This window comes from Nocardia sp. NPDC056100 (assembly GCF_042266325.1).
Lineage (GTDB): Bacteria > Actinomycetota > Actinomycetes > Mycobacteriales > Mycobacteriaceae > Nocardia.
In genome coordinates this window covers 1,321,854-1,334,510 of record NZ_JBHJVY010000004.1, presented here as the reverse complement: position 1 = coordinate 1,334,510, position 12,657 = coordinate 1,321,854, and the positions used below count along the sequence as shown (strand labels likewise).

Sequence of the window (12,657 nt, the reverse complement as noted above, 5' to 3'; positions counted from 1 at the left end):
GACCGGGCCTTCCGAAATCGGTGCGATCATGCAGTCTGCGCGATGGCCTTGCGCATCGTCTTGATGGTGCGGGCGGTGATCACCATGAGCACGGTGATGACCGAGACCATGAGCACGGTGGACAGCCACACCATGGTGCTGATCGGCAGCTGGTAAGCGAGCACGACGCGCACCGCGGCCTCGCCGAAAAGTCCCGCGCCCCAGAGCAGGGCGATGTTGATGTGGGTGCGCCGGGCGGTCGGGTTGGTCTCGAAGGCGTGCTCCACCGCGGCCAGCTTCTCCGGCGCGCCGGCCAGCGCCTTGCGCACCGCGGCATAGGTGAGCGGCTTGCCGATCAGTGCGCTGACCAGGAACGCCAGGCCGATGGCGGCGGTGCCGAAGGAGTCGCGGACGATCATGATCCGCGGGTCGCCGCTGATCAGCGAGCCGACCAGGCCGACGACGAAGCCGATGAGCACGATGACGGCGATGGGATCCAGCTTGCGCGCCTTGACGGCCGGAATGAGCACGGTCGCCGCCGAGGCCACCGCACCGCCCAGCAGCGCGACGAAATCGGAGTACCCCAGCCAGTGCAGCAGGAAGTAGGCCGCCATCGGAATCGCGATATCCCGGGCGATCGGGGCGAGCATGCGTCGCATGGCCGGGCCCTGGGCCGAGTTCGGTGCGGTGGTCGTGGTGGTGTCGATGGCGGTCATAACGTTGCTCCCCTGTGGCTTCGACTGTGCGCTACGGGAAATGACGCTACGGAGATTCGGACCCCGGCAGATCTGCCAACCATCACGACCCCGGCATGACAACTGTCATGCCCGTGACCGTGAAAAGGTCAGGCGTGCGCGGACTCGGCCTCGCGAATATGCCCGATGAGGCTGGTCAGCGCCTTGGGCAGGCGCGGGCTGCCGGAGGCGAGCAGATCCAGGCCGCTGTCCGCGATGGCTGTTGTCATGACCTGGTAGCTGACCAGACCGCGCCGGGTGGGGAAGACCAGTACGCGGCGGCGGTCGGTGTCGTCGACCCGGCGGTGCACCAGATTGTCGTTGATCATGGCGTCGATGAGCCTGGTCAGGCTGGCCCCGGTGAGCAGGGTGGCCTCGGCGAGCTGCGACATGGAACGGCCTTCGCCGTCGGCGACCGCGGCCAGCACATGCCAGCGGCCGACCGAGTTCTCACCGATACAGGCCGCGATGGCGCGATCCAATTCCTGTGCGGCCAGGCGCACCAGTCGCGCCAACTCCTCCAGTGCGGCGGGCGCAGTGCTATTGTCCACTCCAGCACTATATACAACGCCGTATGGTAAAGATTCAAATGGAAATATACGGTGGAGATTTCCATGGGCCACTTCACTTCTCGCGATAACCGCTCGACGGTCGATATCGCGCTGGTTATTCCGCTCAGTGGCCCGGCGGGCATGTTCGGGCCGTCCTCGGAGGCGTGCGCCACTTTGGCCGTCGACGACATCAATGCCATGGGCGGAATTCTGGATCGCCCGGTGCGCCTGCACGCGGTGGATTCCGGTGCGCCGCTGCCGCAATTGGCCGAGCGGATCGGCCGCATGGTGGACAGCGGGGCCATCGACGGTGTGGTCGGCTGGCATCTGTCCAATGCGCGCAAGGTCATCACACCGCGCACGGCGGGCCGAGTTCCCTACGTGTACACCACCTTCTACGAGGGCGGTGAGGATTCCGACGGCGTGTACATGGTCGGCGAGACGCCCGATCAGCAGTTGTTCCCGGCGCTGCGCTGGCTGCGGACGGAGTTCGGCATCCGGCGCTGGTGCGTGATCGGCAACGATTACGTGTGGCCGCGTGAAACCGCGCGGGCGACAAAGGAATTCACCGCCGGGACGGATATCTCCATCGTCGGTGAAGCCTATGTTCCGCTGGGCAGCCGCCGTTTCGGGCGCGCCCTGGAACTGATTCGCCACTCCCCCGCACAGGGTGTGCTGCTGTTCATGGTCGGTTCGGACTGCGCCGCCTTCAATCGCGCGTTCGCCCGCGCCGGACTGGACGACGGCCGACTGCGACTGTCCATGATGATCGGCGAGGACGTGCTGTACGCGGGCGGACCGGACAGCACCCGCGGATTGCACACCGCGTCAGGCTATTTCGAGAGCGTCATCACCCCCGAGGGGATGGATTTCGGCAGTCGCTATGTGCGCCGCTTCGGCAGTTACGCACCGGCGCTGAACAATATCGGCGAATCCTGTTACGAGGGCATGCTGTTGTTCGCCTCGCTCGCCGAGACCGCCCGCAGTCTGGACCCGCATCTGATCGAAAGGCATGCGGCACAGGTCAGTTACGGCGGACCGCGCGGTGAGGTGCGGGTGCGCGGCGCGCACACCACCCAGCCGGTCTTCCTGGCCGACGCCGACGCCCTCGAGTTCAGCGTGCTGGCCGAACTCGAGGGCTGAATCGACCGCGCCGATCAGCTCACCGCGGTGGGCTGCGCCAGGCCGAGCCGGTTCGCGTCCGTGGTGTCCTGATAGGCGGCGGATTGACACTGCTCATGGCAGTTCTTGGTCAGCGTGCAGGTGAGCGAGGAGATGGGCCCGCCGTGGAAGGGGCAGTCGTGCACCATATCCGGGAGTTCATAGCGTTTGCCGTCGACCACGTCCAGTAGCGTCTGGCCCGCCCACAGCGGTTCCTTCTCGATCTCCTCGCGCAGCGGATTGGGCCGCGCCAGATAGTATTTGCCGCCGGTCGCCAGCGCGATCACCGGTGTGAGCACCAGCGCGATGGTCAGTGCCAGATACGGCGACCACGCCTTCAGGAATTCACCGAATGCCCCGAAGTAGGCCACGATCGATACCGCCGAACCGGCCAGCATGGAACCGAATCCGACCGGATTGATCGGGTACAGGTAGGCGCGCTTGAACTCGATGTACGGCGGGCTGATCTTCAACAGCCCCTTGTTGATCACCAGATCCGCGACGATCGCGCCCACCCAGGCGATGGCCACATTCGAGTAGAACCCGAGGATGGTGTTCAGCACCGAGAACATATTCGACAGCATGAGGGTGAGCGCGATGGCGATGTGCAGCACCAGCCACACCACCCGGCCCGGATGGATGTGCAGCACCCGGCTGAAGAAGTTGGACCAGGACAGCGAGCCCGAATAGGCATTGGTGACATTGATCTTCACCTGCGACAGCAGCACCATGACCGTCGCGATGGTGAGCGCCGCGGCATGGCTGTGGATCATGGAACCGTAACTGCCCAGGAACATTTCGATCGGTTCGGTGGCGCGGGCGAAACCGACCTGCCCGGCCACGTAGAACGCCAGGAACGCGCCGCACAGCTGTTTGGCCGCGCCCAGGATCACCCAGCCGGGACCGGCGGCGAGCACCGCGGCCCACCAGCGCAGCGGCGGCGTCTCGGACTTCTCCGGCATGAAGCGCAGATAGTCGACCTGTTCACCGATCTGCGCGATGAGCGAAAGCGCAACGCCCGCACCGGCTCCCACCGCGATGGCGCTGACGCGCTGACCGCCGCCGTCACCCGCCCAGGACAGGAATCCGGTGAAACCGTCCGGATCGCTGATGGCGATCATGACCAGCGGCGCGGCGAACAGGATCAGCCATAGCGGCTGGGTCCACACCTGGAATTTGGCCAGCGCCGACATGCCGTACAGCACCAGGGGAATGATGATCAGCGATCCGATCAGATAGCCCAGTGGCAGGGGGATGTGGAAGGCCAGTTTCATGGCCTGCGCCATGATCGCGCCCTCCAGCGCGAAGAAGATGAAACAGAAACTCGCGTAGATCAGGCTGGTCAGGGTGGAGCCGAAGTAGCCGAAACCCGCTCCGCGGGTGAGCAAGTCCATGTCCAGGTTGTACTTGGCGGCGTAGTACGCGATGGGGATGCCGGTCAGGAAGATGGTCACCGCGGCGACCAGGATGGCGACCACGGCGCTGGCCGCGCCGTGCGTCACCGCGATGGACGCGCCGATCGAATAGTCGGCCAGATAGGCGATGCCGCCGAGTGCGGTGATGGAGCACGCCATCGGGCTCCACTTGCGAAAGGACTTGGGCGCGTAGCGCAGTGAGTAGTCCTCGATATTGTCCTTGGCCGCCCAGGACTGGAAGCGGGACCAGCGGGTCTGGGGCGGATCTGACTGCGCGGAGGGCGCGGTGCTGCTCATCGGATCTCCTAGCTGAAACGCCGCGACAGGGGCTGGCGGGTCGCGGCGAAACAAGACGCTAGGTGCAATATTTTCAGATGGCGATAATCCGAATGAAAATTAACTCGCGCGATACGGAGGTCTTTCGTCGTAATACGAAGTTCATCGCGCGGTTTCGCCCCGGAGACATGCACGCCTTTGTATCGTCTCCGTACGGAATAGGTTCATTTGAAACTAAGTGAGGTGAGTGAGCGTGCCCCTCTACGAGTTCCGCTGCCGCGATTGCGGCAGCTTCGATCGCAGCTTCAGCATGGCCGCGGTACCCGAGGTCGCGAACTGCCCGGAGTGCGCGGGCGACAGCCGCCGGCAGGTGGGCGGTGGCGCGTTCGTGCGGCCCGGCTCGGCCGCCGCCCGGCTCATCGACGCCACCGCGCGCACCGCGAGCGAACCCGCCGTGGTCGGCGCTCCGGCCGGGCGCTCGTCCGCGCCGGTCACCCGGAATCCGTTGCACCGCAAGCTTCCCCGTCCCTGACACCGAAGGAGTCCCGCCATGCCCGAGTTGTTGTTCCCCCTGGATTCCCGCAAGAAGTTCACCGAACAGCAGTTCGTCGGACACAACCGCTGGCATCCCGATATCCCGGCCCCGGTCACGGTCAAACCGGGCGATGAGTTCCGGGTGCATGTGCGCGAATGGTTCGACGGCGCGATCCACAATGACGATTCCGCCGAGGATGTGCTGAACGCACCGCTGAGCACGGTGCACTGCCTGTCCGGGCCGTTCGCGGTGGAGGGTGCGCAGCCCGGCGATCTGCTGATCGTCGACATCCTCGATATCGGCCCCATCCCGCAGGAGGATTCGGGTCCGCTGGCCGGGCAGGGCTGGGGGTACACCGGCATCTTCCCGACCGATAACGGCGGCGGTTTCCTCACCGAGCATTTCCCGGACGCGTACAAGGCGATCTGGGATTTCAGCGGTCACACCGCCACCTCCCGGCATGTGCCGGGGGTGAAGTTCACCGGCATCATGCATCCGGGGCTGATGGGCACCGCGCCCTCGGCGGCGCTGCTGTCCAAGTGGAATGCCCGCGAGGGCGCGCTGATCGCCACCGATCCGCTGCGGGTGCCGCCGCTGGCGTTGCCGCCCGAACCGCGCGACGCCATCCTGGGTTCGCTCACCGGCGGTGAATTCGACCGTGCCGCAGCCGAAGCCGCGCGCACCGCGCCGCCCCGCGAGAACGGCGGCAATCAGGACATCAAGAACCTGACCCGTGGCAGCCGCGTCTTCTATCCGGTCTTCGTGGACGGTGCGAAGCTCTCGGTCGGCGATCTGCACTTCTCCCAGGGCGACGGTGAGATCACCTTCTGCGGCGCGATCGAGATGGGCGGTTTCATCGATCTGCGCGTGGATCTGATCAAGAACGGTATGGAGCTCTACGGCGTCAGCGAGAACGCCATCTTCCTGCCCGGCAACGAAGGCCCCAATTACACCGAATACCTTGCCTTCTCGGGCACCTCGGTCACCCTGTCCGGCGAACAGCGCTACCTCGACTCCCAGCTCTCCTTCGAACGCGCCTGCCTGCACGCCATCGACTACCTCACCAAATTCGGCTACTCCCCCGAACAGGCGTACCTGCTGCTCGGCGCGGCCCCCATCGAAGGCCGCTTCTCCGGCGTCGTCGACATCCCCAATTCCTGTGCCACCGTCTACATTCCGACCGCCATCTTCGATTTCCCCATCGCGCCGACGGCTTCCGGCCCGGTGCGCATCGATCCCGGTATGGGAGCCCCTCACGCCACGCGCTGAATCTCGCCGGAGTTGGCGGCGGATTCGAGGGAGACGCCCTTGGTCTCGGGTGCGCCCCAGACGCAGATGCCGAAGCCGACCGCGGTCAGGGCCGCGGCGGCCAGGAAGGTGGGGCCCATGCCGAGGTGGTCGAGGGACCAGGGTAGGAGGTAGGTGCCCAGGGCCGCGCCGATGCGGCTGACCGAGGTGGCGACGCCTACGGCGGTGGCTCGAATGTGGGTGGGGAACAGCTCATTCGGGTAGGTCCAGTCCAGCACGTTCGGGCCACCGCAGAAGAAGGCGTAGAGGCAGAGCATGAGGAAGCCGAGCAGGGCGGGCATGCTGGGCCAGACGCCGATGAACAGCACCGGCAGGATCATCAGGCCGAAGCACCAGACGATGACGGGACGGCGGCCGACGGTGTCGATCAGGCGCATGGCGGGCAGACAGCCGATCAGGAAGACCAGGCTGATCAGGGCGGTGCCGAGGGTGTCCATCCAGGTGCCCTCGGGCATGCCGAAGGAGGACAGGATCTGCGGGCCGAAGGTCAGCATGGCGAACAGCACCGCCACCTGACACAGGAAGAAGCCGCAGCAGAACACGATTCGCTTGCGATAGCGCGGGGAGAACAGCTCCCGCAGTGAGCCGTGCGATTTATCGGTGCTGTCGGCCTCGATGAGGTCCGCGGGATTCACCCGCACGTGCAGGTACTTCTCGACCATATCCGCGGCCTTATCGGATTTGCCGTGCTGCGCCAGCCAGCGCGGCGACTCCGGCGCGGTGGTCTGCCGGACGATGAGGAAGAACGCGCACAGCACCGCACCGCTGGCCAATTGCCAACGCCAACTGCCGTTTCCGGCGAAGGTCAGCAGCAGATAGCCGGTCACGTACGCCATCACCGACCCCAGATACCAGGCCACGATCTGGAAGCCGAGCAGTTTGCCGCGCTGTTTGACCGGTAGCCACTCCCCCAGCAATGAGGTGGCGATCGGATAGTCCGCCGCCACCGCCATGCCCAGAATGAACCGCAGCAGCACGATGAGCCAGGTGGATTCGGCCCAGAACGACAGAATCGAACAGGCCGCCATCACCACCAGGTCGGCCGTGTACATGACCTCGCGGCCGATCTTGTCGGTCAGCACCCCGAAAAGCGCGCCGCCGACGAACATCCCGACCAGCGCGGCAGCGCCGATCAATTGGATATCCCCGGTGCTCAGATCCAATTCGGCGGTCATGCCGATGAGCGCGGTGCCGACGATGCTGAGGATGTACCCATCCAGCAGTGGCCCGCCCGAACAGGCGATGGCCAGCCGTTTATGGAAGCCGGTGAAGGGCGCCTCGTCGATGACCGTGCTCATCCGACCTCCTCGGCAGTGCATCGACAGGCATTCAGCGAATATTTGGCAATCTTCGCGAAGGTACCCGGCCGACGCTGCCGCAAACCCGGCTGACACGCCATCCCGGCATGTCGATCAACCCCGCGCCCGGCCATCGCCACCGCCGCGGAAATCGGGTACCGTCCGAGGTACCTATTCAACGAGTTGCATAAGAGGTGGCGATGAACTCCTTCCGCAAGGCCGTGGAAGCCCGCGATGAGCAGGCGATCGAGGCGCTGCTGGCCGATGATGTGGTGTTCACCAGTCCGGTGGCCTTCAAGCCCTATCCGGGCAAGCCCGTGACCGCGGCGATCCTGCGCGGCGTGCTGCGCGTCTTCGAGGACTTCGAATACGTGCGCGAGATCGCCGATGCCAATGGCCGCGATCACGCCCTGCTGTTCGAGGCCACCGTGGACGGTAAGAAGATCAACGGCTGCGATTTCCTGAAGTACGACGAGAACGGCAAGATCGTCGACTTCACCGTGATGGTGCGCCCGCTCTCGGCGGCACAGGCCCTGGCCGCGGCGATGGCCGGGCAGTTCGAGCAGATTCAGCAGGAGGCCGCCGCGCAGATCGCCCGCGAGGCGACCGCGTAATACGTTGCGGCGCTCAGGTGTTGCGCTCGGGAATCTGCTCGAGCGCCCACCGCGCCCACTCCTGATTCATGGCGGCGAAACGCTCGCCCCATTCCATCGCGATGCGGCCGTAGACCGACAGATCGCTGTCATCCCAATCGACGTTCGCGCCCAGCTCGTGTAGTTCCGACTCGGCGTTCACGTACAGCTCTTCGACATCGGTCAGGTACGCGCGCGCCTGCGCCCGGCCGATCTGCCCGAGGAAGAACACCCGCATCAGCATCTCGTTGCGCGGCTGCCGTTTCGGCCGGGTGTCGGTGAGCCATTCCCGCAGCTGTTCCAGCCCCGTCTCGGTGACGCTGTACTCCTTGCGCCCGCGCGCGCCCTCGTCCGACACCTTGATCAGTTCGGCATCGGCGAGCTTGGTGAGCTCGGTGTAGATCTGGCTCTGGGTGGCGGGCCACACCTGACCCAGCGAGATCTTGAACCGTCGCACCAGGTCGTATCCGCTCGAAGGCTCTTCGGCCAGCACGCCGAGGAGGGCAAATCGAAGGCTCATGGCACTCATCCTACATTCCACTATTGACATGTCGACTTAGGAGGTTCTAACTTCGACATGTCAGTTTAGGAATGTCACGCCGAGGAGCTATCGAAGATGTCCTACTTGCGCACCTTCGCCCCGTGGATCGTCTACGCGGTGATCCCCTCCGAATACTGGAAGTGGGCCGCCCTCATCGCCTTCGGCATCTCCGCCGCCACCGTCGCCCGCCAGACCCGCGCGGGCCAGGCCCTGGACGCCCAGCTCATGGATATCGGCTCCGCGGTGTTCTTCGCCGCGCTGACCGTGCTGGCGTTCGTCAATCCCGATACCGCGCTGCACCCGTACTCGCCCGCTCTGTCCTCGGGCGTGCTGGCACTGATCGCGGGAATCTCACTGGCACTGCGCAATCCGTTCACGCTGCCGATCGCCAAGCAGAGCACGCCGCGCGAACTGTGGGACAACCCGGTCTTCATTCGCACCAGCTACATCATCACCTCGGTATGGGCGGCCAGCTTCGCCATCGGGTGCGTGGCGCTCGCACTGCTTGCGCACACCGACGGACCGCGCACCATCGCGCAGATCGCGGCCTTCGTCATCCCGGTCGTATTCACCCTGCGCTATGTCGCTTACATTCAGGGCAAGGCTCGCAAGATGGCGGATCCGGCATGACCACGACGCCCCCGCATCTGGCCGGGAACTACGCACCGGTCACCGAAGAGCTGACCGCACAGGAACTTTCGGTCACCGGCCGCATTCCGCCCGAACTCACCGGCTGGTACCTGCGCAACGGCCCCAACCCGCACGACGCCGCCTCCGGACACTGGTTCACCGGTGACGGCATGGTGCACGGGGTCCGTCTCGAAGGCGGCCGGGCCGTCGCCTATCGCAATCGCTGGGTGCGCACCAGCACCTTCACCGACGGTGCGAGCCCCTACGGCGCGGACGGTTCCCGCGATCTGACGGCGGGCGTGGCCAATACCCATGTCATCCGCCACGCCGGGCACACCCTCGCGCTGGTCGAATCGTCGCTGCCCTACGAATTGACCACCGAACTCGATACCGTCGGCCCCTACGATTTCGACGGCGCGCTGCGCACCGCCATGACCGCGCATCCCAAAACCTGCCCGCGCACAGGCGAATTGCACTTCTTCGGCTATGAGGTGACCGGCGAGCCGTACCTCACCTATCACCGGGCCGACGCGAATGGCGAACTGCTGCTGAGCCGTCCGATCGAGGTGCCCGCCGCGACCATGCAGCACGATTTCGCACTGACCGCCGAACACGTCGTATTCCTCGATCTCCCGGTGGTTTTCGACCGGGAGGCCGCCGCCTCCGGCGGTATGGCCTTCCGGTGGAGCGACGACTACCGGGCACGACTGGGCGTACTGCGCCGCGATGATCCGCACGGCGCGATCGCCTGGTTCGAGATCGCACCCTGCTATGTCTTCCACACCCTCAACGCCTTCGACGCGGACGGCCGGGTGATCCTCTACGCCATGCGCTATCCCGAACTGTGGCGCACCGGTTCGGACACGTTCGACGAGGCGACACTGTGGCGCTGGACCATGGACCTGGCCACCGGCACGGTGCGTGAGGAGCAGATCGACGATCGCGCGGCCGAATTCCCGCGCGTGGACGACCGGCTGCTCACCCAGGACTCGCGCTTCGGCCACGCGACCGTATCGGGGAAGTCCCGGCTGACCGGCGAAGGCGGCGCGCTGGTGCGCTACGACCTGCACACCGGCGCGCACACCACGCACGACTTCGCCGCCGGACTGGTTCCCGCAGAGGCGGTTTTCGCCCCCGCCGACGAAACACTCACCGGCGGCGGCTATCTCATGACGTACGTCTACAACCACGCCACCGACCGCAGCGATCTGACCATCCTGGACGCAAACGATCTGACGGCCCCGCCGGTAGCCACCATCGCTCTACCGCAACGGGTTCCGTACGGCTTCCACGGAAGCTGGCTACCGGATCCCCGGCCCTAGGCGCTGCCGCTGAAAATACCCTTGCAGGTCACGCCCGACTCACCGCTCAGACTCATGGCCGAACCGAAGGTGGCGCAATCGCGCGGCCCGCCATTGACCGACCCCAGGGCCAGCCCGGTCGGCGACAGTGCCGAACCGGCATCGAGCCCCTCGGCCAGCGGCACCGCGCGGCTCGCACCGCCTCCCGCGATCACGAAGCAGAGGCTCACCGCCGCAACACCTTCGGCGAGCAATAGCCCGGCACGGGACACCGACATGGGTTTTCTCCTGTTCACGCACGCGGACCGACAGGTCGGCGTGCGCGGAACTGTACCCGAGTGGTACGCCGCGCAACCTCGGTCCGGGCTGTGAATTCGCTTTGAAGGCCCGCCGCGCATCGGATGCGGCGACCGGGTACGGTTCGCGAAACCCGTTCCGGCACTGCGGCTCTGTTCGAGGTCGAGATCGTGACCGCGAACGACGAGTGACTGGAGTGCATGAAAATGGCTGATCTGCGGGGCCGCACGGTGGTCGTGACGGGGGCGAGTTCCGGAATCGGCGCGGCCGCCGTACGCCGCTTCGCCGAACTCGGGGCGCGCGTCACGGTGGTCGGACGGTCACCGGAGCAGACGCGCGCGGTGGCCGAATCCATCGACGCCGAACACCATATCGCCGACTTCACCCGGCTCGACGATGTGCGCGAACTCGCCGACAAGCTCAGCGAACGACCGATCGACATCCTGGCCAATAACGCGGGCGGCGTCTTCGCCGGTCGCCGCCTGACCGCCGACGGGCACGAAATGTCCTTCCAGGTCAATCATCTCGCGCCGTTCCTGCTCACCAATCTGCTGCTACCGAATCTCGACGGCGCGCGTGTGATCAACACCGGCAGCGTCGCCTATCGCACGGGCAAGCTCGACCTCAACGATCCGGACGCCCAGGGCGGTCATCGCGCCTACGGTGCGGCCAAACTCGCGCTGCTGCTGTTCACCCGCGAATTGGCGCAGCACGCACCGCGACTCACCACGAACATCTTCCACCCCGGCGGTATCGGCACCGGGGTCATGCGCGAGACCCCGATCCTGGGCCGTCTCATGGTCATCGGACGCCACGTGCTGCCCACCCCGGACACCGGGGCCGCGCCGATGATCCATCTGGCGACGGTCGAGGACCCCGCGTCGATCAACGGCGCGTACTTCAACAAGCTGCGCCGCCAGGAACCGACCCATAAGCAGGTCACCGATCCCGCCGTCGGCCGCGAGCTCTGGGATCTCTCCGCCCGGCTCACCGGCCTGACCACCGACTAGACGCGGGTCAGGTATCGCGCCGCGCACGGGCGCGGCGCTTGCCCTCGTGCATGGCCTGTACGCGGGCGACCGGGATGGTGTGCCCGTGTTCGATCAGGTCCGCGGGCAGGACCTGCGGGTCCGGCATCTGCTCGGCCCAGGGATCGCGGTCACCGAGTTCCTTCAGGGCGGTGCGGATGGTGAAATCCCGCGGGTGGATCTGCCCGAGATCGGCCCAGCCGATCGGGAAGGATACGGTGGCCCCCGGCCGGATGCGGGGGCTGTATGCCGCCACCACCGTCGCGCCGCCCGCGCGGGTGGAGTCCAGGAAAACCTTGCCGCCCCGGTCTTCTCGAATGAACGCGGTGGTGGCCAGCGCCGGATCGAGTCGCTCGGCGCGGACCGCGATGGCGCGGGTGGCGGCCGCCGCATCCTCGATATTCACATCTTTGACGGGAACGAAGATGTGAACGCCTTTGGCCCCACTGGTTTTCACCGCACCCGAGAGACCATCGTCCGCCAGGGCCTGGCGAATGAGTTCGGCCGCGCCGACCACCTGATCGAACGGCTGATCCGGGGCCGGATCGATATCGAGTACGAGATGCGTTGGGCCACCGGCATAGTCGACGAGCTCCTCGGCGAGCAATAGCGTCACGTGGTACTCCACCGCGCGCTGATTGCCGAACCACAGCAGCGTGCGCAGGTCATCACAGAGCGCATAGGAGATCTCGCGCTTGGAGCTGTCCGCCCACATCGTCTTGCGCGGCACCCACTCCGGGGTGTACTTGGGCAGGTTCTTCTGCATGAACGGCTCCTGCCCGGGCCGCACCCGCACCACCGACAGCGGCCGGGCGCGCAGGTTGCGCACCAGCCGCTCCCCCACCGCCTCCAGATAGTCGATCAGCTCACCCTTGGTGGCGTCCGCACCATCGAACAGCGGACTGTCCAGACTGCTGAACTTCAGACCGTCGCGAACCCCGTCACCCATGGGCCCCACCCTGCGCCCGCAC

Annotated in this window: 14 protein-coding genes; 7 read left to right on the top strand and 7 right to left on the bottom strand. The window is 66.0% G+C overall.

Annotated elements, in window-relative coordinates:
- Nucleotides 1-26 precede the first annotated feature (26 nt).
- Nucleotides 27-695, bottom strand: a complete 669-nt coding sequence (locus tag ACFC0O_RS36495) for a VC0807 family protein (RefSeq protein ID WP_375966273.1) — start codon at nucleotides 693-695, stop codon at nucleotides 27-29.
- A gap of 128 nt (nucleotides 696-823) precedes the next feature.
- Nucleotides 824-1,264 (bottom strand): MarR family winged helix-turn-helix transcriptional regulator, encoded by a 441-nt coding sequence (locus ACFC0O_RS36490; protein WP_375966271.1) that lies wholly within the window; start codon nucleotides 1,262-1,264, stop codon nucleotides 824-826.
- A gap of 51 nt (nucleotides 1,265-1,315) precedes the next feature.
- Between ACFC0O_RS36490 and ACFC0O_RS36485 the strand changes: the two genes are divergently transcribed.
- On the top strand, nucleotides 1,316-2,407 hold the full coding sequence (locus tag ACFC0O_RS36485; protein ID WP_375966268.1) for a substrate-binding domain-containing protein: 1,092 nt from the start codon (nucleotides 1,316-1,318) through the stop codon (nucleotides 2,405-2,407).
- A gap of 14 nt (nucleotides 2,408-2,421) precedes the next feature.
- Here ACFC0O_RS36485 and ACFC0O_RS36480 read toward each other — a convergent pair whose 3' ends face one another.
- Entirely contained in the window at nucleotides 2,422-4,137 is a 1,716-nt protein-coding gene (locus ACFC0O_RS36480) for a purine-cytosine permease family protein (protein WP_375966266.1), read from the bottom strand.
- Between the two features lie 232 nt (nucleotides 4,138-4,369).
- Here ACFC0O_RS36480 and ACFC0O_RS36475 point away from each other — a divergent pair, with 232 nt between their 5' ends.
- Together ACFC0O_RS36475 and fmdA are read left to right on the top strand one after the other, a co-directional pair.
- Nucleotides 4,370-4,648: an FmdB family zinc ribbon protein gene (locus ACFC0O_RS36475; RefSeq protein ID WP_375966263.1), complete on the top strand. Its 279-nt coding sequence runs from the start codon at nucleotides 4,370-4,372 to the stop codon at nucleotides 4,646-4,648.
- An 18-nt stretch (nucleotides 4,649-4,666) separates the two neighbouring features.
- Entirely contained in the window at nucleotides 4,667-5,920 is a 1,254-nt protein-coding gene (gene fmdA, locus ACFC0O_RS36470; RefSeq protein ID WP_375966260.1) for a formamidase, read from the top strand.
- Here the strand turns inward: fmdA and ACFC0O_RS36465 are convergent.
- The gene (locus ACFC0O_RS36465) at nucleotides 5,905-7,257 is read right to left on the bottom strand and encodes an MFS transporter (protein WP_375966257.1); all 1,353 of its coding nucleotides are present in this window, start codon (nucleotides 7,255-7,257) and stop codon (nucleotides 5,905-5,907) included. The two genes, fmdA and ACFC0O_RS36465, sit on opposite strands and share 16 nt — an antisense overlap.
- A 200-nt stretch (nucleotides 7,258-7,457) precedes the next feature.
- Between ACFC0O_RS36465 and ACFC0O_RS36460 the strand changes: the two genes are divergently transcribed.
- Complete coding sequence (locus ACFC0O_RS36460) at nucleotides 7,458-7,871, top strand: nuclear transport factor 2 family protein (RefSeq protein WP_364639048.1); 414 nt, start codon at nucleotides 7,458-7,460, stop codon at nucleotides 7,869-7,871.
- Between the two features lie 13 nt (nucleotides 7,872-7,884).
- Here ACFC0O_RS36460 and ACFC0O_RS36455 read toward each other — a convergent pair whose 3' ends face one another.
- Complete coding sequence (locus ACFC0O_RS36455) at nucleotides 7,885-8,409, bottom strand: PadR family transcriptional regulator (protein ID WP_375966254.1); 525 nt, start codon at nucleotides 8,407-8,409, stop codon at nucleotides 7,885-7,887.
- A gap of 96 nt (nucleotides 8,410-8,505) precedes the next feature.
- Here ACFC0O_RS36455 and ACFC0O_RS36450 point away from each other — a divergent pair, with 96 nt between their 5' ends.
- The gene (locus tag ACFC0O_RS36450; RefSeq protein ID WP_375966252.1) at nucleotides 8,506-9,060 is read left to right on the top strand and encodes a hypothetical protein; all 555 of its coding nucleotides are present in this window, start codon (nucleotides 8,506-8,508) and stop codon (nucleotides 9,058-9,060) included.
- Entirely contained in the window at nucleotides 9,057-10,382 is a 1,326-nt protein-coding gene (locus ACFC0O_RS36445) for a carotenoid oxygenase family protein (protein ID WP_375966249.1), read from the top strand. The genes ACFC0O_RS36450 and ACFC0O_RS36445 overlap by 4 nt, the downstream gene beginning before the upstream one ends.
- Here ACFC0O_RS36445 and ACFC0O_RS36440 read toward each other — a convergent pair.
- A complete protein-coding gene (locus ACFC0O_RS36440; protein ID WP_375966247.1) occupies nucleotides 10,379-10,639 on the bottom strand; it encodes a hypothetical protein in 261 nt (86 codons plus the stop codon). The two genes, ACFC0O_RS36445 and ACFC0O_RS36440, sit on opposite strands and share 4 nt — an antisense overlap.
- A 225-nt stretch (nucleotides 10,640-10,864) precedes the next feature.
- On the opposite strand from ACFC0O_RS36440, the gene ACFC0O_RS36435 reads away from it, so the two are divergent.
- The gene (locus tag ACFC0O_RS36435; RefSeq protein ID WP_375966244.1) at nucleotides 10,865-11,668 is read left to right on the top strand and encodes an SDR family NAD(P)-dependent oxidoreductase; all 804 of its coding nucleotides are present in this window, start codon (nucleotides 10,865-10,867) and stop codon (nucleotides 11,666-11,668) included.
- A gap of 7 nt (nucleotides 11,669-11,675) precedes the next feature.
- Here ACFC0O_RS36435 and ACFC0O_RS36430 read toward each other — a convergent pair whose 3' ends face one another.
- The gene (locus ACFC0O_RS36430) at nucleotides 11,676-12,635 is read right to left on the bottom strand and encodes a DNA polymerase domain-containing protein (protein ID WP_375966242.1); all 960 of its coding nucleotides are present in this window, start codon (nucleotides 12,633-12,635) and stop codon (nucleotides 11,676-11,678) included.
- Nucleotides 12,636-12,657 lie beyond the last annotated feature (22 nt).